Source organism: Pelomonas sp. Root405 (assembly GCF_001425165.1).
Classification (GTDB): domain Bacteria; phylum Pseudomonadota; class Gammaproteobacteria; order Burkholderiales; family Burkholderiaceae_C; genus Pelomonas.
The window spans coordinates 53,575-76,901 of the sequence record NZ_LMDU01000002.1; the positions used below are offsets into that span (position 1 = coordinate 53,575).

Annotated in this window: 24 protein-coding genes and 1 tRNA gene; 7 read left to right on the forward strand and 18 right to left on the reverse strand. The window is 65.7% G+C overall.

Annotated elements, in window-relative coordinates; genetic code table 11:
- Positions 1–31: 31 nt before the first annotated feature.
- Positions 32–706 (reverse strand): RlmE family RNA methyltransferase, encoded by a 675-nt coding sequence (locus ASC81_RS07100; protein ID WP_056264527.1) that lies wholly within the window; start codon positions 704–706, stop codon positions 32–34.
- Between the two features lie 20 nt (positions 707–726).
- Between ASC81_RS07100 and ASC81_RS07105 the strand changes: the two genes are divergently transcribed.
- Positions 727–1,203, forward strand: coding sequence for a YhbY family RNA-binding protein (locus tag ASC81_RS07105; protein ID WP_056264529.1), 477 nt, complete (start codon positions 727–729; stop codon positions 1,201–1,203).
- Here ASC81_RS07105 and ASC81_RS07110 read toward each other — a convergent pair.
- From ASC81_RS07110 to ASC81_RS07135, 6 genes are all read right to left on the reverse strand, one after another.
- Positions 1,181–1,627: a DUF4149 domain-containing protein gene (locus ASC81_RS07110; protein WP_056264532.1), complete on the reverse strand. Its 447-nt coding sequence runs from the start codon at positions 1,625–1,627 to the stop codon at positions 1,181–1,183. The two genes, ASC81_RS07105 and ASC81_RS07110, sit on opposite strands and share 23 nt — an antisense overlap.
- Positions 1,627–2,103 carry a transcription elongation factor GreA gene (gene greA / locus ASC81_RS07115; RefSeq protein WP_056264536.1) on the reverse strand — a complete coding sequence of 159 codons (477 nt, stop codon included), beginning with the start codon at positions 2,101–2,103 and terminating at the stop codon, positions 1,627–1,629. The genes ASC81_RS07110 and greA overlap by 1 nt, the downstream gene beginning before the upstream one ends.
- 80 nt (positions 2,104–2,183) lie before the next feature.
- A complete protein-coding gene (carB, locus tag ASC81_RS07120) occupies positions 2,184–5,462 on the reverse strand; it encodes a carbamoyl-phosphate synthase large subunit (protein ID WP_056264539.1) in 3,279 nt (1,092 codons plus the stop codon).
- A gap of 15 nt (positions 5,463–5,477) precedes the next feature.
- On the reverse strand, positions 5,478–6,119 hold the full coding sequence (leuE, locus tag ASC81_RS07125) for a leucine efflux protein LeuE (protein WP_056264542.1): 642 nt from the start codon (positions 6,117–6,119) through the stop codon (positions 5,478–5,480).
- A gap of 13 nt (positions 6,120–6,132) precedes the next feature.
- Positions 6,133–7,293, reverse strand: a complete 1,161-nt coding sequence (gene carA / locus ASC81_RS07130; RefSeq protein WP_056264545.1) for a glutamine-hydrolyzing carbamoyl-phosphate synthase small subunit — start codon at positions 7,291–7,293, stop codon at positions 6,133–6,135.
- A 177-nt stretch (positions 7,294–7,470) separates the two neighbouring features.
- Positions 7,471–7,872, reverse strand: coding sequence for a heme-binding protein (locus ASC81_RS07135; RefSeq protein ID WP_056264547.1), 402 nt, complete (start codon positions 7,870–7,872; stop codon positions 7,471–7,473).
- A gap of 91 nt (positions 7,873–7,963) precedes the next feature.
- Here ASC81_RS07135 and ASC81_RS07140 point away from each other — a divergent pair, with 91 nt between their 5' ends.
- Positions 7,964–8,656, forward strand: a complete 693-nt coding sequence (locus ASC81_RS07140) for a Bax inhibitor-1/YccA family protein (RefSeq protein ID WP_056264550.1) — start codon at positions 7,964–7,966, stop codon at positions 8,654–8,656.
- Positions 8,657–8,704: 48 nt separating this feature from the next.
- Here the strand turns inward: ASC81_RS07140 and ASC81_RS26465 are convergent, their stop codons facing one another.
- From ASC81_RS26465 to surE, 6 genes are all read right to left on the reverse strand, one after another.
- Positions 8,705–10,222, reverse strand: a complete 1,518-nt coding sequence (locus ASC81_RS26465; protein WP_082536336.1) for a glycoside hydrolase family 5 protein — start codon at positions 10,220–10,222, stop codon at positions 8,705–8,707.
- Between the two features lie 120 nt (positions 10,223–10,342).
- Complete coding sequence (rlmD, locus tag ASC81_RS07150) at positions 10,343–11,716, reverse strand: 23S rRNA (uracil(1939)-C(5))-methyltransferase RlmD (protein ID WP_255354402.1); 1,374 nt, start codon at positions 11,714–11,716, stop codon at positions 10,343–10,345.
- A gap of 89 nt (positions 11,717–11,805) precedes the next feature.
- Positions 11,806–12,813, reverse strand: coding sequence for an RNA polymerase sigma factor RpoS (gene rpoS, locus ASC81_RS07155; RefSeq protein ID WP_082536337.1), 1,008 nt, complete (start codon positions 12,811–12,813; stop codon positions 11,806–11,808).
- A 44-nt stretch (positions 12,814–12,857) separates the two neighbouring features.
- A complete protein-coding gene (locus tag ASC81_RS07160) occupies positions 12,858–13,751 on the reverse strand; it encodes a peptidoglycan DD-metalloendopeptidase family protein (protein ID WP_056264558.1) in 894 nt (297 codons plus the stop codon).
- A gap of 64 nt (positions 13,752–13,815) precedes the next feature.
- A complete protein-coding gene (locus ASC81_RS07165; protein ID WP_056264561.1) occupies positions 13,816–14,619 on the reverse strand; it encodes a protein-L-isoaspartate(D-aspartate) O-methyltransferase in 804 nt (267 codons plus the stop codon).
- Positions 14,620–15,363, reverse strand: a complete 744-nt coding sequence (surE, locus tag ASC81_RS07170) for a 5'/3'-nucleotidase SurE (protein WP_056264563.1) — start codon at positions 15,361–15,363, stop codon at positions 14,620–14,622.
- A gap of 93 nt (positions 15,364–15,456) precedes the next feature.
- Between surE and ASC81_RS07175 the strand changes: the two genes are divergently transcribed.
- Both ASC81_RS07175 and ASC81_RS07180 read left to right on the forward strand, forming a co-directional pair.
- Complete coding sequence (locus ASC81_RS07175; protein ID WP_056264566.1) at positions 15,457–16,434, forward strand: NADPH:quinone oxidoreductase family protein; 978 nt, start codon at positions 15,457–15,459, stop codon at positions 16,432–16,434.
- Positions 16,435–16,533: 99 nt separating this feature from the next.
- Positions 16,534–17,277, forward strand: coding sequence for a response regulator transcription factor (locus tag ASC81_RS07180; protein WP_056264571.1), 744 nt, complete (start codon positions 16,534–16,536; stop codon positions 17,275–17,277).
- A 123-nt stretch (positions 17,278–17,400) separates the two neighbouring features.
- Here ASC81_RS07180 and ASC81_RS07185 read toward each other — a convergent pair whose 3' ends face one another.
- Positions 17,401–17,949 carry a carboxymuconolactone decarboxylase family protein gene (locus ASC81_RS07185; protein ID WP_056264574.1) on the reverse strand — a complete coding sequence of 183 codons (549 nt, stop codon included), beginning with the start codon at positions 17,947–17,949 and terminating at the stop codon, positions 17,401–17,403.
- A 97-nt stretch (positions 17,950–18,046) separates the two neighbouring features.
- Between ASC81_RS07185 and ASC81_RS07190 the strand changes: the two genes are divergently transcribed.
- Positions 18,047–18,910 carry an AraC family transcriptional regulator gene (locus ASC81_RS07190; protein WP_056264577.1) on the forward strand — a complete coding sequence of 288 codons (864 nt, stop codon included), beginning with the start codon at positions 18,047–18,049 and terminating at the stop codon, positions 18,908–18,910.
- Between the two features lie 55 nt (positions 18,911–18,965).
- Here ASC81_RS07190 and ASC81_RS07195 read toward each other — a convergent pair.
- From ASC81_RS07195 to ASC81_RS07210, 4 genes are all read right to left on the reverse strand, one after another.
- Positions 18,966–19,053 (reverse strand) — tRNA-Ser (locus ASC81_RS07195).
- Positions 19,054–19,100: 47 nt separating this feature from the next.
- A complete protein-coding gene (gene serS, locus ASC81_RS07200; protein ID WP_056264579.1) occupies positions 19,101–20,396 on the reverse strand; it encodes a serine--tRNA ligase in 1,296 nt (431 codons plus the stop codon).
- Between the two features lie 67 nt (positions 20,397–20,463).
- A complete protein-coding gene (gene ispH, locus ASC81_RS07205) occupies positions 20,464–21,441 on the reverse strand; it encodes a 4-hydroxy-3-methylbut-2-enyl diphosphate reductase (RefSeq protein ID WP_056264584.1) in 978 nt (325 codons plus the stop codon).
- Complete coding sequence (locus tag ASC81_RS07210) at positions 21,441–21,884, reverse strand: peptidylprolyl isomerase (RefSeq protein ID WP_056264586.1); 444 nt, start codon at positions 21,882–21,884, stop codon at positions 21,441–21,443. Before ASC81_RS07210 ends, ispH begins: the two co-directional genes overlap by 1 nt.
- A gap of 40 nt (positions 21,885–21,924) precedes the next feature.
- Between ASC81_RS07210 and radC the strand changes: the two genes are divergently transcribed.
- Complete coding sequence (gene radC / locus ASC81_RS07215; RefSeq protein WP_056264589.1) at positions 21,925–22,599, forward strand: DNA repair protein RadC; 675 nt, start codon at positions 21,925–21,927, stop codon at positions 22,597–22,599.
- Positions 22,596–23,249, forward strand: a complete 654-nt coding sequence (locus ASC81_RS07220; protein ID WP_056264591.1) for a Smr/MutS family protein — start codon at positions 22,596–22,598, stop codon at positions 23,247–23,249. The genes radC and ASC81_RS07220 overlap by 4 nt, the downstream gene beginning before the upstream one ends.
- The last annotated feature ends 78 nt before the right edge of the window (positions 23,250–23,327 follow it).

The following is a 23,327-nucleotide window of genomic DNA, read 5'->3' on the forward strand; positions in this document are numbered from 1 at the left end:
TTTTAGGGGTGGCAAGGGGCCAACCCTGTAATCAGCGGTTTTTCAATCCGATACCGACCAAGAAGTTCTCGGAAGAACGGATACGGGACGCCTTCGGCTTGACGGCCTTGACGACCTTGAAGCGCTCGCGGAACAGCGCCACCAGTTCGTTGTAGCCGCTGCCATGGAAGACCTTGGCCACCAGCGCGCCTTCGGGCTTGAGGTGCTGCCCGGCAAAGTCCACGGCCAGCTCGACCAGATTGGAAATGCGGGCGGCGTCGGTGGATGCAATGCCCGACATGTTGGGCGCCATGTCCGACACCACCACATCCACCGGACGGCCGGCCAGCGCCGCTTCCAACTGGGCGTAGATCGCTTCATCCTGGAAATCGCCCTGGATGAACTGCACGCCTTCGATGGGCTCAAACTCCAGCAGGTCCAACGCAATGATGGTGCCGTTGAGCTGACCCACCGCCGCACCGCCACGACCCGCCTCCATCGGCGCAAACCGGCGACGCAGATACTGGCTCCAGGCACCCGGCGTCGCGCCGAGGTCGACCACGACCTGACCAGGGCGGATCAGCTTCAACTCCTCGTCGATCTCCTTGAGCTTGTAGGCTGCACGCGAGCGGTAGCCCTCCTTTTGTGCCTGCTGCACATAAGGGTCTGACACATGGTTGTTCAACCATGCCTTGTTGAGCTTTTTGCTTTTCGTTTGAGTTTTCATGCCCACGGGATAATACGGGGATGCCTCAAATCATCCTGACCCCTGCCCAGCGCAAGGACAAGCGCTCCGACGCTCACCATCTTGACCCGGTCGTGATGATCGGCGGCGACGGCCTGACCCCTGCCGTCGTCAAGGAAACCGACATGGCGCTCAATGCGCATGGCCTGATCAAGGTGCGGGTGCTGGGCGACGACCGCACGGCCCGCGAGGCGATGTTTGCGCAGCTCTGCGACGAGCTGAACGCCGCGCCCATCCAGCACATCGGCAAGCTGCTCGTGCTTTGGCGCCCGATGCCCGAAAAGGCCAAGGGTGAGCGCGAGGACGGCATGCCCGGCCCACGCGTGGTCAAGATCGTGAAGTTCTCCAAGAGCGGCAATGCACGGCCACAGGTCAGCAAGGTCAAGGTGATGGGCAATCAGCGTGTGACCCAAGGCGGCGAGATCAAGCGTGCCAAGAAGCGTCGCCTGACCAGCGTCAAGAAGAACGTGGCCGACTGAGTCGCCACGCCAGGGCCAGCACCGCCAAGCCCTTGACCGCGAACAAAGCCAGCGAAGCGCCATGCAGCGCCGCGAAGGACGCGACGCCCGCACCGGTCCGCGCGTCTGCCATCAGCGGCTGCAAGCCGTAGTAGCCGGCAACCGTGCAGAACAAGGCAAGCGCAGGCAGCAGGACTTCAGCAGAGAAGATGTTGGCGGGAGCACCCGCTTCCGCGGCGTCGCGCGCGCGGCGGCGCTCCAGCAGCATCAGGATCAGCGCGGCCGCCAGGCTGACCTGGGCTTCGACGCCGAACACCCGGCCGACCAGCATGCCGGCCTGGGCGCGCTCCAGCACCGCGAAAGCGCTGGGCGCCGCTGCAAACGCCACACACAGCAAAAAGCCGCCCCAGAGGGCGGCCAGCAGGGCTTGTAGCCGAGCGAACATCACTCGTAACGCACTTCGACGATCTCGTAGCGCTTGATGCCGCCTGGCGCCTGCACCTCGGCCACGTCGCCGGCTTCCTTGCCGATCAACGCACGGGCGATGGGCGAGCCAACGGAGATGCGGCCATGCTTGATGTCGGCCTCGTCGTCGCCAGTGATCTGGTAGGTCACTTCCGTGCCGCTGGCCTCTTCCTCCAGGTCAACGGTCGCACCAAATACCACGCGGCCACCGGCGTCCAGCGACGAAGGGTCAATGATTTGCGCGGCCGCAAGCTTGCCTTCGATCTCCAGGATGCGGCCTTCGATGAAGCCTTGCTTGTCCTTGGCCGCGTCGTACTCCGCGTTCTCGCTCAGGTCGCCCTGGGCACGCGCCTCGGCAATCGCCTGCACGACGGCATGACGCTCCACCGTCTTCAGTCGGTGCAGTTCGGCTTTGAGCGCCTCGGCGCCGCGCTTGGTCAGGGGAATGGTCGTCATGTCAAAACTCACTGGCAAAAAGAGTTCCGCCGCTGCAGCCCGGGGTCCAGGCTGCTGCGGCGGAATCGATAAGCTGTAGTTTAAAGCAGCTCGGCGTGCAGCTCTTGCAGGGATTGCACGGTCAGGCCATCGCGGTGTTTCATACCTTCGACCGCAGCCTCGCAACCAGCCATCGTCGTGTAATACGTGACGCGGCTGGCCAGTGCGGCCTGGCGGATGTAGCGGCTGTCGGCAATCGCCGTGCGGGTCTCGTCCACGGTCGTGAAGACGAGCTGGATGTCGCCGCCCTTGAGCGCATCGACGATGTGCGGGCGGCCGTCCTTGATCTTGTTGATCAGCTTGACGGGCACGCCGGCCTCGGTGATGGCCGCCGCCGTGCCGCGAGTGGCAACGACGGTGAAACCCAGCGCGTGCAGTTCCTTGGCGACGGCGACCGCGCGCACCTTGTCGCTGTTCTTCACGGTGATCAGCACATTGCCCTGGCGCGGCAGGCGCGAGCCGGCGCCGATCTGGCTTTTCAGCATCGCTTCGCCGAAGGTCTTCGCCGAACCCATCACCTCACCAGTCGAACGCATCTCGGGGCTGAGGATGGGGTCCACGCCCGGGAACTTGTTGAACGGGAAGACGGCTTCCTTGACGCTGAAGTACGGCGGGATCACTTCGGCCGGCACACGGCCCTTGCGGTCGCGCTGATCGGCGAGCCTCTGGCCGGCCATGCAGCGCGCGGCGATCTTGGCGAGTTGCTGGCCGGTGGCCTTGCTCACATAAGGCACAGTGCGCGAGGCGCGCGGGTTCACTTCCAGCACGTAGACCGTGCAGGCGGCGAGGCCCGCGGTCACGTCGCCCTGGATGGCGAACTGCACATTCATCAGGCCGACGACCTTCAGCGCCTTGGCCATCGCAGCCGTCTGGCGGCGCAGTTCATCCTGCAGATCGGCCGCCAGCGTGTACGGCGGCAGCGAGCAGGCGGAGTCGCCGCTGTGGATGCCGGCCGCCTCGATGTGCTCCATGATGCCGCCGATCATGACGTCGCCCGTCGAGTCGGCGATGCAGTCAACGTCGACCTCGACCGCGTCTTCCAGGAAGCGGTCCAGCAACACCGGCGACTTCTCGGACACGCGCACGGCTTCGCGCATATAGCGCTCCAGGTCCTTGTCGCCATGCACGATCTCCATCGCGCGGCCACCCAGCACGTAGCTCGGGCGCACGACCAGCGGGTAGCCGATCTCGTTGGCCAGCGCGACGGCCTGGTCTTCATTGCGCGCGGTGCGGTTGGGCGGCTGGCGCAGGCCCAGCTCGTGCAGCAGCTTCTGGAAGCGCTCACGGTCCTCGGCGATGTCGATGGAATCAGGCGTCGTGCCGATGATGGGCACGCCGGCGCGCTCCAGGTCCAGCGCCAGCTTCAACGGCGTCTGGCCGCCGTACTGCACGATGACGCCGACCGGCTTTTCCTTGTCGACGATCTCGAGCACGTCTTCCAGCGTGACCGATTCGAAATAGAGGCGGTCGGAGGTGTCGTAGTCGGTCGACACGGTCTCGGGGTTGCAGTTGACCATGATGGTCTCGTAGCCGTCCTCGCGCATCGCGAGCGCGGCATGCACGCAGCAATAGTCGAACTCGATGCCCTGGCCGATGCGGTTCGGGCCACCGCCCAGCACCATGATCTTCTTCTTGTCGGTCGGGTTGGCCTCGCACTCGGCGTCGGCTCCTTCGTACGTGGAGTACATGTAGGCCGTCTGCGTGGCGAACTCGGCCGCGCAGGTGTCGACGCGCTTGTAGACCGGGCGCACGTTCAGCGCATGGCGGCGCTCGCGCACGGCGTGCTGGTTCGTGGCCAGCAGCTTGGCCAGGCGCTTGTCCGAGAAGCCCTTGCTCTTCAGCAGGCGCAGTTCGGCCTCGCTGATGGACTCGATGGCGCGGCCCTTCAGCTCGCCTTCGATCTGCACCAGTTGCTCGATCTGCGCGAGGAACCACGGGTCTACCGCGGTCTCCTCATAGATCTCGTCCAGCGTCATGCCGATGCGGAAGGCGTCGGCCAGATACAGGATGCGCTCGGGGCCTGCTTCGCCGATCTCCTGCACGATGTCCTCGCGGTCGGTCGAGCGCTCGGTCAGGCCGTCGATGCCGGTCTCCAGGCCGCGCAGCGCCTTCTGGAACGACTCCTGGAAGGTGCGGCCCATGGCCATCACCTCGCCGACCGACTTCATCTGCGTCGTCAACCGCGAGTCGGCCATCGGGAACTTCTCGAAGGCGAAGCGCGGGATCTTGGTGACGACGTAGTCGATGCTGGGCTCGAACGAAGCCGGCGTGATGCCGCCGGTGATGTCGTTCTTCAGCTCGTCCAGCGTGTAGCCCACGGCCAGCTTGGCGGCGATCTTCGCGATGGGAAAGCCCGTAGCCTTGGAGGCCAGCGCCGAGGAGCGCGACACGCGCGGGTTCATCTCGATGACGACCATGCGGCCGTCCTTCGGGTTGATCGAGAACTGCACGTTGGAGCCGCCGGTGTCCACGCCGATCTCGCGCAGGATGGCGATGCTGGCGTTGCGCAGCAGCTGGTATTCCTTGTCGGACAGCGTCTGCGACGGCGCCACGGTGATGGAGTCGCCGGTGTGGATGCCCATCGGGTCCAGGTTCTCGATGGAGCAGACGATGATGCAGTTGTCCGCCTTGTCGCGGACGACCTCCATCTCGTATTCCTTCCAGCCGATCAGGCTCTCCTCGATGAGCAGCTCGTTGGTCGGCGACAGGTCCAGGCCACGCTTGCAGATGGTCTCGAATTCTTCCGGGTTGTAGGCGATGCCGCCGCCGGAACCACCGAGCGTGAAGCTGGGGCGGATGACCATCGGGAAGCCCGCGCCACCGATCTCGGCGTGGATGCGCTTCTGCACGCCCCAGGCCTCTTCCAGCGAGTGCGCGATGCCCGACCGGGCCGAGCCCAGGCCGATCTTGGTCATCGCATCCTTGAACTTGAGGCGGTCCTCGGCCTTCTCGATGGCGTGCTCGTTGGCACCGATCATCTCGACGCCGTACTTGGCCAGCACGCCGTGCTTGTGCAGGTCCAGAGCGCAGTTCAGCGCCGTCTGGCCGCCCATCGTCGGCAGCACCGCGTCAGGCCGTTCCTTGGCGATGATCTTCTCGACCACCTGCCAGGTGATGGGCTCGATGTAGGTGACGTCCGCCGTGTCCGGGTCCGTCATGATCGTCGCCGGGTTGCTGTTGACCAGGACGACCTTGTAGCCCTCCTCGCGCAGCGCCTTGCAGGCCTGGGCGCCGGAGTAGTCGAACTCGCAGGCCTGGCCAATGATGATCGGGCCCGCGCCGATGATGAGGATGGTCTTGAGGTCTGTACGTTTTGGCATGGCTTGCGAGTCTGCTTAGAGCGTGGCCGTGGCCAGCTTGGCCCCGAACCCAACGAAAAGTGCGCCGACGCCGGCGTTGGCGGTGCTGGACAGCCGGCGGCGCGCGCGGAAGGCGGCGGCGAGGCGGGCGCCGGCAAAGATCAGCGTCGAGAGATAGAGGAAGCTCAGCACCTGGATGATGGAGCCCAGGATGAGGAAGGTCAGCGCCGGGTGCGGGTAGGCCGGGTCGACGAACTGTATGAAGAAGGACAGCAGGAAGGCGATGGCTTTGGGGTTCAGCAGGCTGACGACCAGAGCCTTCCTGAACGGCTGGCTGGCGTCGACGGCTTGCGGCGCCCCTTCGGCCTTGGTGTCCCCGCGCCAAGTACTGATCGCACCGCGCAGCAGCTGGATGCCGATCCAGCCCAGGTAGACCGCGCCGACCATCTTCACGACGAAGAAGATCTGCGGGCTGGCCATCAGCAGGGATGCGCCGCCGGCGGCGGCCGCCGTCATCAGCACCGTGTCACCCACGAACACACCGCAGGCCGCGATATACCCGGCGCGCACGCCACGCTGGGCCGCGACGGACAGCACGTAGATCGAGTTAGGCCCGGGCAGCAAGATGATGAAGATCGCCGCCGCGAGGAAGGTGCCGAGGTCGGTGATGCCGAACATGGGAGCGCCTCCTTCAGGCCTTGTTCATCAACGACAAGAAGTGGTCGAACAGGTAGGCGATGTCGTGCGGCCCGGGGCTGGCCTCCGGGTGGCCTTGGAAGCTGAAAGCCGGCTTGTCGGTGCGGGCGATGCCCTGCAACGTGCCGTCGAACAGGCTGATGTGCGTGGCACGCAAGGTTGCCGGCAGCGTGTCGGGGTCCACCGCAAAGCCGTGGTTCTGGCTCGTGATGCCGACGCGGCCGCTGTCCAGGTCCTTGACCGGGTGGTTGGCACCGTGGTGGCCGAACTTCATCTTGAAGGTCTTGGCACCCGAGGCCAGCGCCACGATCTGGTGGCCCAGGCAGATGCCAAAGACGGGGATGCCCGATTCGATCAGTTGAGCCGTGGCCTTGATGGCGTAGTCGCAGGGCTCCGGGTCGCCGGGGCCGTTCGACAGGAAGATGCCGTCCGGCTCCAGGTCGAACACCACGCTGGCGGGCGTCTGAGCCGGCACGACGGTGACCTTGCAGCCTCTTGAAGCCAGCATGCGCAGGATGTTGCTCTTGACGCCAAAGTCATAGGCGACGACGTGGAACTTGGCATTCGTCTGTTCGCCATAGCCGCTGCCCAGTTGCCATTCCGTCTGGGTCCAGACTTCGTTCTCGGTGCGGCTGACCACCTTGGCCAGATCGAGACCGGCCATCGACGGGGCGGCTTTCGCTTGAGCGACCGCTTCATCAATGTCGGCCTGGGTCAAGGCCTGGCCGGCGGGTAGCGCCAGGATGCAGCCATTCTGCGCGCCCTTGGTGCGCAGAACGCGCGTCAGGCGGCGGGTGTCGAGGCCGGCGATGCCGACCGTACCTAGCTCACGCAGGTAGGTGTCGAGCGTCTTGCCAGCGCGGAAGTTCGACGCGCGCAAAGGCAAGTCTTTGATGACGAGGCCGGCGGCATAGACCTTGCCGGCTTCGACGTCTTCGTCGCTGACGCCATAGCTGCCGATGTGCGGATACGTCAGCGTGACGATCTGCTTGCAGTAGCTCGGGTCGGTCAGGATTTCCTGGTAGCCGGTCAGTGCGGTGTTGAACACCACTTCACCGACCGTCTGGCCCGTGGCGCCGATGGATTGGCCTCGGAACACCGTCCCATCCGCCAACGCCAAGATTGCTTGAGGGGGGTGGAGCAGGTCAGCCAGCACAAAGGTCTCCGCAAGTGGGGCGCGTGCCCAGCATCGACCCGTCGGTGACGGGTCAGCTTGAAGAAACCGAGGGGGTTTTTCGCCGGGCAGCGTGGGGTTCAGGTAAACCCATCAAGTATAGCCGACTGGGGTTAGTACGGAGGCTTCGTGACCGCTCGGCGACGTCTTCGTGAAGACTCAAAGTGCCGCGATGCCGGCGCGGGCGATCTCGACGTCCTCGCTCGACTTGACGCCGCTGACACCGACCGCGCCGACACACTGGCCGTCGATCAGGATGGGGACGCCGCCCTCCAGCAGGCCGTGCAGTCCTGGCGCACTGAGGAAGGACACGCGGCCTTGGTTGATCATGTCCTCATAGACCTTGCTTTCTCGGCGCCCGAGCGCAGCCGTCTGCGCCTTGGCCGGCGCGATCTGCGCAGAAATCGGCGCTGCGCCGTCCAGCCGCTGCAGCCACAACAGATGCCCGCCTGCGTCGGCGATGGCAATGCTGACTGCCCAGCCTTGCTGCCTGGCATGGGCTTCGGCCGCCGCCGCGACGCGCTTGACATCTTCGAGTTCGAGCTGAGCTTGCTGTTTCATGGTCTTGCGTTTGCTGGGACAGGCCCCAATGTAGCCGCCTTGCACCGACCTAGAATCGGTGCAGTTTCTATTGCCCCTTCGGAGGATCGTCATGAACGAAAGTCTGCAAAACCAATATGGCTACGCCAACGTAGGCCTTGCGGCTGATCGTCAGCGTGTGCTGCGTAACACCTACTGGCTGCTGGCTCTGTCCCTTGTGCCGACGGTCCTCGGCGCCTGGGTCGGCGTCGCGACCGGGCTGTTCGCGGCGATGAGCCCCGGTATCAGCATGATCGTGTTCTTCGTCGGCGCCTTCGGGTTGATGTTCGTCGTCGAGAAGACCAAGGACAGCGCAGCCGGTGTAGCCGCGCTGCTGGCGTTCACCTTCTTCATGGGGCTGATGCTGTCGCGTCTGGTCGGCCACGTACTCGGCTTCAAGAACGGCACATCGCTCGTCATGACTGCCTTCGGCGGCACCGCTGCGGTCTTCTTCACGATGGCTACCCTCGCGACCGTCATCAAGCGTGATCTGTCGGGCATGGGCAAGTTCCTGACTGTGGGCGCCATCGTGTTGCTGGTCGCCTGCATCGCCAACTTCTTCCTGCAGTCATCGGCCCTGATGCTGACCATCCTTGTGCTGATGCTGGGCGTGTTCTCGGCCTTCATGCTCTACGACATCAAGCGCGTCATCGACGGCGGCGAGACCAACTACATCAGCGCAACGATGGCAATCTACCTGGACATCTACAACGTCTTCCAGAGCCTGCTGTCGTTGCTGGGCATCTTTGGCGGCGAGCGCGACTGATGCGCCAGCCGGCTTGAGCACCAAAGGCGGCCGAGGCCGCCTTTGGTCTTATTGGGCAGGTTTGTAGTTCTTCAAAACAAACGGCGCGCTCAGCACCACGGGCTGGCCGATCTGGCCCAGTTGCAGCGCCAGGTTGACCGTGCCGCCGGCGAAGCTCTCGGCCGCCACGCCGCCGATGGCGATGGGCTCCAGCTTGCTGGTCAACGTCACCGAACCGGAGACCACGGCCGTGTAGGGCGGCGTGCCGAGTTGCAGCAGCATGGGCAGGACCGCCTGAGCCTTGGTGTCCTCGGTGTCGAGCCGAGCCCAGGCGATGACTTGCAGCTTGTCGCCCTTGGCGATGCTGCCCTGCAGCGGTGCAACGGCGCCGATGTCCCAGACATTGGGCTTGGCGGACTGCAGCGCCACGCGCAGGCAGACCTTGCCGGTCGCCGCGCAGGGCACCTGCTGGCTGGATTGGCCCTCGCCGTAGACCGACCAGGTTGTCACGCGCGGCGTGTTGATCAGATAGTCCAGTGCGGGGTCGCTCGTGCGTGCGGGCGCCGCAGCGCTGGCCTTCTCGGGCACCAGCGCGCCATGGATGGGTTTGACCCAGCCGTCGGCCTTCATGTCCCAGAGCACGAAGTCGGAGTCGAACTGCCAGTAGGACCACGCGAAGCCGCGCGCTTCGGCCGCGCGCGCCACGGCGGCCGTCCAGGCGACGCGCTGCGCCATGCCCGCCGTTTCCAGTGCGCCGAACTCACCCAGCAGGATGGGCCGCTGGTGCTTGTCCGCCCAGGCCTTGACCCGGTCCAGGTCATTCTTCAGCTTCTCCTGGTCGGCCGCCGTGCCCCAGGTCACGCCGGACAGCTTTTGAAACTGCGGCGTCCACGACGCTCCCTGGTGGGTGAACTCCATCGGCGTGTAGTAGTGGAAGGTGACGATGAGTCGCCGATCAGCCTCTGGCAGCCGCAGGCTGTCGAGCTGGTCCAGCGAGTTCCAGGACTTCGGGCCGACGATGACGCGGCGTGTCGGATTGGTCTCGCGGATGATGGCCAGGTTCTCCGCCAGCATGTCGTTCCAGACCGGGTCGGCCGCACCGTTGGGTTCGTTCAGGATCTCGAAGATCACCGCGTCCGGCGTGCCCTGGTAGCGCGCGGCAACCTGCCGCCAGAACGCTTGCAGACGGACGCGGCAAGGCGCCAGGTCCGCATCCTTGGCACACTCGTTGAAGTTGTGCTCGTCCAGGATGACCTGCAGCCCGGCCTTCACACCCGCGTTGACCAGGTCGTCGAGCGTCTTGAACCACTGCGCGGACAGGCGGTTCTCCGCGTCCATGTGGGCAAAGGCGTGCAGGTTCAGGCGCACATGATCGAAGCCGCCGTCGCGGATGGCCTGCATGTGGCGCGACTGGAAGCGCGCCTTGGTTGGGTCCGTCCAGATCGCGTCGTAGCCGACGATGTTGACGCCGCGCTTGAGCGTCCCCAGCGCCGAAGCGCCATCTCCTTGAGCCTGCGCGACGCCAGACAGGCTGAACGTCAGCCAGGCCAGACCCAGCAGTCGAGCGACATCGAAACGATTGAACATGGCTTGCTCGTCTCCGTGTGGATTTTTAGATAAACAAAACTAAACAAGAATGTTTATCTATTTTGTCCACGAGACCCGATTCGGCACCCCGGACTTACGCGGAGACGGCCGCCCGACTGGTCAGCGCTGGAACACGGCGATGGATTCAACGTGGGCCGTGTGCGGAAACATGTTCACCGCGCTCGCCGCCGTACAGCGGTAGCCGGCCACATTGACGAGCAAGCCGGCATCGCGCGCCAGCGTCGCCGGGTTGCAGCTGACATAGACGATGCGCTTCGGCGGCGTCCAGCCGGGCGCCAGCGATGGGTCGAGCGCGATGTCAGCCACGGCTTTGGCGAGGGCGAAGGCGCCCTCACGCGGCGGGTCGATGAGCCAGCGGTCGGCGGTGCCGTCCAGCGCCAGCAATTCAGGCGTCATCTCGAACAGGTTGCGCGCGACAAAGCTGGTCTTGTGCGCCAGGCCATTGGCTGCCGCGTTTTCGCGCGAGCGCTGCACAAGCGTCTCACTGCCCTCGATGCCCAGCACCTCGCGCGCCTTCGTGGCGAGCGGCAACGTGAAGTTGCCCAGGCCGCAGAACCAGTCGATGACACGGTCGTTGGGCTCGACGGCCAGCAGTCGCAGCGCGCGACCGACCAGCGTCGCGTTGATGTGCGGGTTGACCTGCGTGAAGTCGGTCGGCTTGAAAGGCATCGTCACGCCGAACTCGGCCAGCCGGTAGGCCAGTTGCGCGCCGCCTTCGTCCAGCAGCTTGACGGTGTCGGGTCCCTTGGCCTGAAGCCACCACTGCACGCCGTGCTTCGCGGCGAACTCGCGCAGCAATGCGATATCGCCATCGGGCAGCGGGTTCAGGTGGCGCAGCACCAGCGCGATGACCTCGTCGCCCATGGCCAGTTCGATCTGCGGCAGGCGATCGCGTTCGGCCATGCTGGCGATCAGCTCGCGCAGCGGCATCAGCAGGTCGCTGACGACCTTGGGCACGACCTTGCAGACCTGCATGTCAGCCACATAGCGGCTCTTGCGCTCGTGAAAACCGATCAGCACGGTGCCCTTCTTCTGCACGTAGCGCACCGAGAAGCGCGCGCGGTAGCGGTAGCCCCAGGTCGGGCCCTCGATGGGCCGCAGCAGCACCTCGGCCTTGACCTTGCCGAGATGCCAGAGCTGGTCCTCGACGACGCGCTGCTTGACCGCCACCTGCGCGCCCGCGTGCAAGTGCTGCATCTTGCAGCCGCCGCAGGCGCCGGCGTGCAGCCCGAAATGCGGGCAGCCCGGCGTCACGCGCAGCGGGCTCTCCTTCTTCATCTCGGTGAGCTGACCTTGCTCCCAGTTGTTCTTGCGGCGCGAGATCTGCGCCTTGACGATCTCGCCGGGCAAGGCGCCGTCGATGAAGACCACCTTGCCCTCGGCGTTGTGCGCCACGCCCTGTGCTTCAAGTTCGAGGCTTTCGACCTTCAGCCATTCCGTTGTTTGATTCATCCTCGAATTATCCGAGGACAAAACGGAACCCTTCGCTCACCGAGCACGTCGCGCGATCCCCCAAAGGGATGCGGACCGGCTCCGGGCGGCCCGTCGCTCGGCCCAACGGCTTAGAAGATCGAATCCCTGTCCACGCCGTGCCGCATCATGTTGCGCTTGAGCTTGGCCAGCGCCTCGATCTGGATCTGGCGGATGCGCTCGCGCGTCAGCTTCAGGCGGATGGCCAACACGTCCAGCGTCTCGGGCTCGCGGTCGGACAAGCCGTAGCGACCGGCCAGCACCTCGCGCTCGCGGTCGTTCAGGCTCGCAAGACCATGTCGCAGCAGCTCCTCGACCTCGTGCGACAGGCGCAGGCCCAGCGGGTCGATGGCCTGTTCGTCGGCCACAAGGTCGAGCATGGATTCGCCGCCCTCGCCGTTGCGGTCCACCGGAGAGTCCAGCGAACTCGGCAGCTCCGCATAGGCCAGCAGTTCGGCCACCTCGTCGACCGGGCGTCCCAGCGCCTGGGCAACGTCTTCCGCACGCACGCGCCCTTCCGACCCGTTGGCACTTTGCAGCGCCTCCAGAGCCCGACGCGCCTTCAGCACCTGGTTGAGCTCGCGCACGATGTGCACGGGCAGCCGTACCAGGCGGGCCTGGTGCATCAGCGCGCGCTCGATGCTTTGGCGGATCCACCAGCTCGAATAGGTCGAGAAGCGAAAACCGCGCTCAGGCTCGAACTTGCTGATGGCGTGCATCAGGCCGAGGTTGCCCTCCTCGATGAGGTCGCTCATCGGCAGGCCGCGACCGAGGTAGTTCTTGGCGATGCTGACGACGAGCCGCAGGTTGTGCTCGATCATGGCCTGCCGGGCATCGAAATCACCCGCGCGCGCCGCCTGGGCGGTGTCGAACTCCTGTTGCGGTGTCAACAACGGCGTGCGGCGGATGTCGCGCAGATAGGCCTGCAGCGCATTGCCCAGCTCCACCTCGTCGCCGCTGCTGCGCAGCACCTGGGCATCTTCGTCAGGGGCACCGGACACAGGCTCCGATTCGCCGTGCCCGTTGATGGCCGACAGCAGGACGCCCGGTTCGCGAGCGGAACCGTCATGACCGTTGAGCTTGGGCGCAGCGCGTTTCATGACTTGGTCGCTGGCCCGGGTTGTGTGATTGACGCGCCGTCGCTTCAGCGCGGCGGCAGCAACTTGGAAGGGTCGACAGGCTTGCCGAGTTTGCGCACTTCGAAGTGCAGCTTGACGGTGTCGCTCTCGGTGGAACCCATCTCGGCAATCCTCTGACCCTTGCGTACCACTTGGTCCTGCTCGACCAGCATCGCCCGGTTGTGGGCATACGCCGTCAGGTAGGTGTTGTTGTGCTTGATGATGACCAAGTTACCGTAGCCGCGCAACCCCGAACCGGCGTAAACAACGCGTCCGTCGGCGACAGCGAATACCGGGTCGCCCGGCTTGCCCGCAAAGTCCAGGCCCTTGTTGCGCTGCTCGTCAAAACCGGCACTGACCGGCTGGGACACCGGCCAGGCCCAAGCAAGGCCATCATCATCCGTGGCTGCAGCAGTAGCGGGAGCCGGAGCAGTAGTGGTCGCCGTCGAGGGCGCCGATGCGGGCGCGCTCGCCGCGGCCACGGGTGGCTTGGCATCCAGCGGGCGTGTTTCGACCTTGGCTGCGCCGGCGACCGGCTTGGCTGTGACGGCACTCGGGTCCACACCCGGCGGCACTACGCGCAGCACTTGGCCGACCTCGATGCGGTTCGGGTTTTCGAGGTTGTTCCACTTGGCCACGTCGCGCCAGCTCTGGCCGTTGTCCAGTGCAATGCGGATCAATGCATCACCCGGCTTGACGGTGTGATAACCCGGCTTGCCCGCGTTTTCTGCACCCGGAAGCGCTGGTTTGGTTTCGACTGCCGACGCGGCCGAAGCTGCGGGTTCCGGTGTGGCCGGCACAGTGACCTTGGGCGGCTGCGGATTGCGGTCTTCGACCGGAGCGCGTTGCAACGAGGTGCCGCAGGCACTGAGCAGCAGCGCGGTGGTGACTACAAATATGAGGCGCAGGCTAGAGGGCATCGTGTGGCGAAGACGCGTTGGGAGGCCGACCCAATTGTGTGGCGCGGTGCGCCGACGACCCCCGTCAAACAACGCCAGATTTTAGGGGAACGAAAAGCACGGCTTCATGTTCGCTGCGCACCCAGCGGCTGACGCCCGCCTCCACAACATGGTCCAACACCACCAGCACTTGGCCCCGCCCCCTCGCCACGGTCGGCGCAACGAGGCGCCCCCCGGGCGCGAGCTGCTCGGTCCAGGCCGGTGGAATGTCCTCGCCGCCCGCGGCCGCGATGATGCTGTCGAAAGGACCGCTGGCCGAGTGGCCGATGCGTCCGTCGCCCCAGATGAGGCGCGGCGAACGCGGTAGGACAACGCGCTGCAGATTCAGCTTGGCTTTGTCATGCAGGGCCTGCAGGCGCTCGACGGATGTGACCTGGCGTGCCAGCATGGCGATGACGGCGGCCTGGTAGCCACAACCCGTGCCGATCTCCAGCACGCGGCCCAGCGAGCCGCGCTGGCGCGCGCCGCCGCTGACCATCAGCAAGCCCAGCATGTGGGCGACGACGGAGGGCTTGGAAATCGTCTGGCCATGGCCGATGGGCAATGCTGTGTCTTCATAGGCCTGGGCGGCCAGTGCCGTGTCGACAAACTCGTGGCGCGGCACCGCGGCCATCGCGGCCAGCACGCGTTCATCGAACTTGCCTTCAGCCCGCAACCGCTCGACCATGCGCTGGCGCACCGCGCCGCCGTCGAGCCCCGTCCCGCTGGGGCGTGACAGCCGCGCCGCATCGACGGTGGCCTGGTGCAGATGGCGCTGCGGCATCAGCAGCTCGCGCTGCGGCGCAGCGGCCGACTTCAGGCTGGCAGGAAAGCGCTTGGCTGTGGACATTCAGAGCCCAAGGCGCTGTGTCCAGCAGGCAAGCGATGAATGCTCGGTGAGGTCGACCTGCAGCGGCGTGATCGACACAGCGCCATTGCTCGTCGCATGGAAGTCCGTACCTTCGCCAGCTTCGCGGGCGTCGCCCGCGGGACCGATCCAGTAGATGGTCTCGCCGCGCGGATTGACCTGCTCGATGATGCCCTCGCTGGAATGCCGCCGACCCAGGCGCGTGATGCGGCGCGGCAAGGTGTCGGCATCCGGCCGGTTGGGAATGTTGACGTTGAGCAGGAAGGCCTGGCTCAACCCTCCGGCGATGACCTGCTCAACCAGGCTGCGTGCCAAGCGGGCTGCGGCCTCCAGTTCGCCCCAGCCCTTCTCGGCCTGCGAGAACGCGATGGACGGGATGCCGAAAAGATAGCCCTCAGTCGCCGCCGCCACGGTGCCCGAGTAGAGCGTGTCGTCGCCCATGTTGGCGCCGTTGTTGATGCCGGACAAGACCAGGTCGGGCCGGTAGCCCAGCAGGCCGGTCAGCGCGAGGTGGACGCCGTCGGACGGCGTGCCGCTGACATAGCGGAAGCCGTTGGCCGCCCGGTAGACGTTCAGCGGCCGGTTCAGTGTCAGCGAATTGGACGTGCCGCTGGCGTTTTGCTCGGGCGCGATGACGTCGATCTCGCCAAGGCCTTCGCAGGCTTTCACCAAGGCCGCAAGGCCGGGGGCCAGGTAGCCGTCGTCGTTGGAAATGAGGATGCGCATGGCGGCCAATTGTAGGGATGACGTCACCTGCGAGACCGGGTGTAACCCTCTCGATTCCTATCATGCCGGCTTCGGAAAAACGTGGAGACGACGATGAAGGCTTGGCTGTGCGACAACCCCACAGGCGTCGAGGCGCTGCAGTGGCGCGAACTGCCGCAACCGGCGCCTGCTGCAGGTCAGATCCGCGTCCAGATCAAGGCGGCCAGCTTGAACTTCCCGGACTTGCTGATCGTCCAGAACAAATATCAAATGAAACCGGCCCTGCCCTTCGTGCCGGGCACCGAGTTCTCCGGCGTCGTCACGGAACTCGGCGAAGGCGTCAAGGGTTTCGCGGTCGGCCAGCGCATCGCCGCGTTTGGTGGTTTGGGCGGCTTCGCTACGGAGGTCTGCATCCCGGCCATGCTCGCCATGCCCTTGCCGGATGCCTTCAGCTTTGAGGACGCGGCCGCCTTCATCTGCACCTATGCCACCAGCCATCACGCGCTGATGGACCGCGCAGCGCTGCGCGCCGGTGAGACGGTGTTGATCCTGGGTGCTGCCGGCGGTGTCGGCACGGCTGCCATCCAGATCGCCAAAGCCGCGGGGGCGCGCGTCATTGCGGCAGCGGGCAGCGACGCCAAGTGCGAAGCCTGCAAAGCGCTGGGCGCGGATGCGGCCATCAACTACACGACCCAAAACCTGCGTGACGAATTGAAGTCGTTGACTCAAGGCAAGGGGCCCGACGTCATTTACGACCCCGTCGGCGGCGACCTCGCTGAAGCCGCCTTCCGTTCCATTGCCTGGCGCGGCCGCTATCTGGTCATCGGCTTTGCGCAAGGGGCCATTCCGGCATTGCCGCTCAATCTCGCGCTGCTCAAGGGCGCATCCATCGTCGGCGTGTTCTGGGGCGAATTCGCCAAGCGCGAGCCAGGCCCTAACGCCAAGATGCTGGGAGAACTCGCCGCCTGGTACACGGCCGGCAAGATCAAGCCCGTGATCGACCGCGTGCTGCCCATGGAGGAACTGCCCGCCGCCTTCGCGCGCATGGCTGCCCGCGAGGTCGTCGGCAAGTTGGTTCTTACCAATCCTTGAAGCCTGAACCGGGGGCGTGAGCCGCCGTGATATCCCTGAGCTCCTAGGGGGCGGTGCGCTACATTCGACGGTCGAAACGACAGCCGCCCGCCTCGCGCCATGACCGTCAAAGTTCTCATCATCGAAGACAACCCTGTCGCCCGCAGCTTCTTGTGCCGCGTGGTGCGAGAGAGCTTCAGCGACGCCATGGAGATCACCGAAGTCGGCGATCTTGAGAACGCCCGCCGCCAGGCCGCCAAGCTGTCAGGCGGCAACCCGGAGATCAGCTTCAAGCTCATCCTCGTCGACCTTGAACTGCCCGATGGCAACGGCATGGAGTTCCTGACCGAGATGGCCGGCTCACCGGCGATCAAGATCGTCACCACGCTGTACTCGGACGACGACCACCTTTTCCCAGCCCTGCAGTGCGGCGCAGACGGCTACCTGCTGAAGGAAGACCGGTTCGAGGTGTTGGTGGAAGAGCTCCAGCGCATCGTTCGCGGTCAACCGCCCCTGTCGCCCGCCATTGCGCGCCGCCTGCTGTCGCACTTCCGCCCCAGCACCAGCGACAGCGGCACGATGCCGCTGAACTCCGGCTTCGGCACCTTGTCGTCGTCGCATGCGCCCTTTGCCAACAGCCGCGGTGTCGCCTTGGACCCGCCGCCTGAGTGGGAACGCCTGACACCGCGCGAGAGCGAGGTGCTGACCTATCTGAGCAAGGGCTTCACGATCAAGGAGATCGCGAACCTGATGGGCATCAAATGGTTCACCGTCAACGACCACATCAAGAGCATCTACAAGAAGCTCAACGTATCGAGTCGCGCTGAGGCCGCGGTGTTGGCAAGCAAGCAGGGCCTCGTCTAGGTAGCGGCCCACCCACCGCTTCTGTCCAAGGCCTCGTCGAGTACGGGGCCTTGTTGTTAGCGGACCTCGCAGAGCGCGGGGGGAAGGCGCAGCGGCGGTGCCAACTGCGCCTTCTGGACTGCGTCAGACCGCCGAGCGCAGCTTTACAGCGGGGAAATCGACCGGCACTGCAAACGCGACGTTCACGTAGTTCGTGAACAGGTTCAATGCGACATGAGCCAGGATTTCGACGATCTGGCCATCATCGAAACCAGCCGCTTTCAGCGCTGCAATGTCCGCGTCACCCACCTGGCCGCGTTGCTCCACAAGCTTCAACGCAAACTGCAGCGCTGCTAACGTTGCGGGATCAGCGGACTGACCGGCTTGTGCTGCGCTCATCTCGGCCGGCGATGCGCCCGCCTTGCGGCCCAATGCGGTGTGCGCAGCCAGGCAGTATTCGCAGGCGTTGCGGTCGGCGACGGCGACGGCGATCTGCTCGCCCAGCTTCGCCGGGATGCGGCCCGCGCCAAGGGCGCCGAAGCATGCCCACATCGCCTGCAGCGCGGCGGGTGAATTCGCAACGGCGCGGAACATATTGGGCGTTGCGCCAAAGGCGCCGTGCACGGCGTCGAGCAGTGCACGGCTGCCGGCGGGAGCGTCGGCAAAAGAAACGAGGGGAACTCGGGCGGTCATGGCGTCACCTTTCGGTTGCAGTGGAAAGGACGCCACTGTGCCGCCTAGTGCCGCACGATAAGTATCATGGCGTCCATCTTTTATATCCAATCGTCCCATGCCCGACGACCATCCGCTGGACCGCCTCAGTCCGATGTTTGAACGCCTGCGCTTGCGGGCCAGCCTCTTCCATACCGGTCCGCTGTGCGGGGTGACCCATTTCGACGCACGTCCGGGCCGCGGGTTCCTGCATGTGATGCGCAATGGCGAGATGCAGGTGCGGCACGCCGCCGCGACAGGCATGGTTGAACAGCTGTGGGTGCGGGAGCCCAGCCTCGTGTTCTACCCACGGCCCCTCGCCCACGACTTCCACAACGCACCCACCGAAGGGTCGGACTTCGTCTGCGCAACGGTGGACTTCGACCAAGGCGAGGGGCACCCGCTTGTGCAGGCGCTGCCACCCCTCGTGGTGCTGCCTCTGGACCGCGTTGAAGGAATCGCTGCGACGCTGTCGCTGTTGTTCGGCGAAGCCGAACGCGTGCGCTGCGGCCAGCGCCTGCTGGCCGACCGGCTCTTCGAGGTGCTGCTGCTACAGCTGCTCCGCTGGATGCTGGATCAGCGCGACGCACCGCTGCCCGTCGGCCTGCTGCGGGGTCTGGCGGACACCCGGCTGGCACGTTCCCTGACCGCCCTGCATGCACGGCCCGGCGAGGCCTGGAGCTTGGCCCGCATGGCCGCCGAGGCGGGCATGTCACGCAGCCGCTTCGCTGAAGCCTTTCGCGACGCGGTGGGACAGCCGCCGGCCGACTATCTCGCGCAATGGCGGCTGATGATCGCGCGCGCCGAATTGCGCGCCGGCAAACCCATGAAACAGCTCGCCGCCGAATTGGGCTACGCGAACGCATCCGCATTGAGCCGCCTGTTCGCGCAACGACACGGGGGCCTGTCGCCACGCGCCTGGTTGAACGGCCCCGTCGCCTGAACCACATCCAGAGACACAAAGAAAAAGCCCGCCGGGGTTACCGGCGGGCTTGTCCTGGAGGAGAGGGGGGGATTCGAACCCCCGAGACGTTACCGTCCGCCTGATTTCGAGTCAGGTACATTCAACCACTCTGCCACCTCTCCGAATCTGGTGCGAGCTGAGCCCAGCATTATAGCCAGGCTTTTCGAGCTCAACCCCGCAGCGTGTCGACCCCGCCCAGATAAGGCCGCAGCGCCTCCGGCACCGTGATGCTGCCGTCCGCGTTCTGGTAGTTCTCAAGCACGGCGACGAGCGTGCGCCCCACCGCCAGACCCGAGCCGTTCAGCGTGTGCACGAACTCGTTCTTGCCCTGGGCGTTCTTGAAACGGGCCTGCATGCGCCGCGCCTGGAAGGCGCCCATGTTCGAGCAGGAGCTGATTTCGCGGAAGGTGTTCTGCGCGGGCAGCCATACCTCCAAGTCGTAGGTCTTGGTCGAGCCGAAGCCCATGTCGCCGCTGCACAGCAGCACGGTACGGTAGGGCAGGCCGAGCTTCTGCAGCACGGCCTCGGCGTGGCCGGTCATCTCCTCCAATGCAGCCATGCTGTTGTCGGGATGCTCGATACGCACCATCTCGACCTTGTCGAATTGGTGCTGGCGGATCAGGCCGCGGGTATCGCGGCCTGCAGAGCCGGCTTCGGAACGGAAACAGGGGCTGTGCGCCGTCAACTTGACCGGCAGGTCTTCGGGCTTCAGCACGCTCTCGCGCACGGTATTGGTCAGCGAAATCTCAGACGTGGAAATCAGGTACTGCTCAACCTGTTCCTCGTCGCCGCCGCGCAGCACCCAGAACATGTCTTCCTTGAACTTGGGCAACTGGCCCGTGCCCTCCAGGATCTCGCGGTTGACGATGTAGGGCGTGTAGCACTCGGTGTAGCCGTGCTCGGCCGTCTGCACATCGAGCATGAATTGCGCGAGCGCGCGATGCAGGCGCGCGGCCGGGCCTTTCATGAAGGCAAAGCGCGATCCGGAGAGTCTCGCACCCATCTCGAAGTCCAGGCCCAGTGGCGCGCCGAGGTCGACGTGATCGCGGACCTCGAAATCGAAGCTGCGCGGCGTACCCCAACGCCGCACCTCGACATTGCCGTGTTCATCCGTGCCCGCGGGCACGCTGGTATCCGGGAGGTTGGGCACGCCCATCAGCATCTGGTTCAGCTCAAGCTGAATGGCGTCCAGACGCTCGGCACCAGCCTTGAGTTCATCGGCAATGCTGCCGACCTCGCTCATCAGCGCCGAGGCGTCTTCGCCTTTGCCCTTGGCCATGCCGATCTGCTTGGACAGCGCGTTACGCCGTGCCTGCAGTTCCTCGGTGCGCACCTGCACCGAGCGGCGTTCGCCCTCCAACGCGCTGAAACGATCAACGTCTAGGAAGGGCTGGGGATTCTTGCGCGCTGACAGACGTTCGATGACGGCGTCCAAGTCCTTGCGCAGCTGGGTGATGTCCAACATGTTCAGTCTCCGAATTTCATGCAAGAGCGGCGCCACAAGGCGCCGCCATAAAAGGTGGGCGCTCGCGTCAGGATCGCGAGGAACTGACCTCGGCCATGGACTTGTCGCCCAGGCCCATCGGCAGCGGAAAACGCACATGCTCTTCAACGCCCGGCAGGCTGCGTACCGTCGTGGCGCCCAGGGCGCGCAGGCGGTCGATGACGGCCTGCACCAGCACATCGGGCGCCGAGGCCCCAGCCGTCAGGCCCACACGGGGGCAGCCTGCCAGCCATTCGGCCTTGAGATCCTCGGCAGCGTCGACCATATAGCCCGGCGTCCCGAGTCGTTCGGCCAGTTCACGAAGGCGATTGCTGTTGGAGCTGGTCGGGCTGCCGACGACGATGACGACATCGACCTGCGGCGCCAGCACCTTGACGGCGTCCTGCCGGTTCTGCGTGGCGTAGCAGATGTCCTGCTTCTTAGGCTCGCGCACCTGCGGGAAGACGCGCTTCACCTCGGCCAAAATCTCGGCCGCATCGTCGACGCTCAGCGTCGTCTGCGTGACGACGGCCAGCTTGGACTGGTCGCTCACTTGCACCTTGGCCACGTCCGCAACCTCCTCGACCAGGAAGATGCCTTCACTGAGCTGGCCCATCGTGCCCTCGACCTCGGGGTGGCCCTTGTGGCCGATCATGATGAATTCGTAGCCCTCGCGGTGCAGCTTGGCCACCTCGACGTGGACTTTGGTCACCAGCGGGCAGGTCGCGTCGAAAACCTGGAAGCCGCGGGCAGCCGCCTCGCGCCGCACCTCCTGGCTGACACCGTGGGCGCTGAACACCAGCGTGGCACCGGCCGGCACATCGGCCAAGTCCTCGATGAAGATGGCACCGCGCGACTTCAGGTCGTTGACGACGTAAGTGTTGTGGACGATCTCGTGACGCACATAGATCGGTGCACCAAACTTCAGCAGCGCCCGCTCGACGATCTCGATGGCGCGGTCCACGCCAGCGCAAAAACCGCGCGGCTCAGCCAGCAGCACTTCCTGGGGATGCACAACGGCGTTCATCACAGCACCCCGATCACTTGCACCTCGAAGCTGACCGGCTGGCCAGCGAGAGGGTGGTTGAAGTCAAACAACAGCGCGTCATCGCCCAGTTCGCGCACGACGCCGGCATAGCCGCCCTGCCCGTCCGGACCGGGGAACTGCACGACATCACCGACGTTGTAGGTCTCGTCCGGGTCGCCGAGCTGGCGCAACAGCGACAGCTTCACGCGCTGCAGCAGCTCAGGGTTGCGCTCGCCAAACGCTTCGCCGGGCGCCAACTGAAAGCGCTCGTGTGCACCTTCGGGCAGGCCCATCAAGCGCGCCTCGATGGCGGGCGACAGCTGGCCGGCGCCCAGTGAAAGCGTCGCGGGCTTGTCGTCGAAGGTGTTGACGATGTCGGCGCCGTCCGGGCCCGAGAGCCTGTAATGCAGCGTGAGGAAGGAGCCGGCCTGGATGGGGTTCATCAAAAGAGGGAGAGAGGTGCTTGGCTAGACTGCCGATTTTATGCCGCTGACCCACCTGCCCCCGGATGCCCGCCCGCGCGAAAAGCTGCTTGCCCGCGGCCCGCAGGCGCTGGCGGACGCCGAGCTGCTCGCCCTGCTGCTGCGCACGGGCATCCAGGGCACGCCGGTGCTGCAGCTGGCGCAGAGCCTGCTGGACCGCTTCGGCGGCTGGGCCGGGCTGCTGGCGACCAGCGTGCAGGACCTCGGCAAGGTCAAGGGCCTGGGGCCGGCCAAGCGCGCCGAGATCGCCGCGGTGCTGGAGATCGCCCGCCGTTCGCTGAACCAGCGCCTGGTGGAGAAGTCGACGATGAACGACGTCGACACGGTCAAGACCTATGTGCGCCTGCACCTGGGCGGCCTCAGCCACGAAGTGTTCGCCGTGCTGTTCCTCGACACGCAACTCAAGCTGATCGCGATGGAGACGCTGTTCCAGGGATCGCTCGCCCACACCACGGTGCACCCCCGCGAGGTCGTCAAGCGGGCCCTGGCACTGGGGGCGGGTGCAGCCATCCTGGCGCACAACCACCCGAGCGGTGTTGCGGAGCCGTCCCACGCCGACCAGCTGCTGACAAAACACCTCAGCCAGGCGCTGGCGCTGGTAGACGTGCGTGTTGTCGACCATCTCGTCGTCGGTGCCGGCGAGGTCGTTTCGTTCGCCGAGCGGGGCCTGATGTGAGCAAGCCGGCGGTGACGGTTCGCAGCCTGGCCGATCTCAAGCCGCTGGCCCGTGAGCTGGCAGCCGCGCGCCTGGCCGCCGACGTGGAGCGCGAGCGCATCGCAGCGGCCATGCGCCTGGCCGAGCAGGAGCGCCGTGTCTTCGAGCTGACGGTCGGTCCCGTCACACCGCTGCGACATGTCGACCGCGTGCTGCATGAGCTGGAGCAGCCCGCGCCCGAGCCGCGCCAGCGCCAGGCCGACGAGCGCGCCGTGCTGCTGCAGGCGCTGTCGGATGAGATCGACGTCGACACGCTGCTGGAGACCGACGAGACGCTGAGCTTTCGGCGCGAAGGCATCAGCGTGGAAGTGGTGCGCAAGCTGCGCCGCGGCCACTGGGCGCTGCAGGCGCAGCTGGACCTGCACGGCCTGCGCCGCGACGGCGCGCGCGAGGCACTTGGCCAGTTCATTCACGACAGCGCCCGGCGCGGCCTGCGCTGCGTGCGCGTCGTGCACGGCAAGGGCCATGGCTCGCCGGGCCGCGAGCCGGTGCTGAAGGGCCGGGTGCGGCGATGGCTGGTGCAGAAGAACGAGGTGCTGGCCTTTGTGCAGGCGCGCGCCAGTGACGGCGGCGCGGGTGCGCTGATGGTGCTGCTGAGCGGAACGCCCTGACGCACCGCTGACGCGTGCCCCCGCGTCGCATTGCGCCGACACGCCGTGTCGCCATTGACCTGTCTCGTTAGGGCGGAG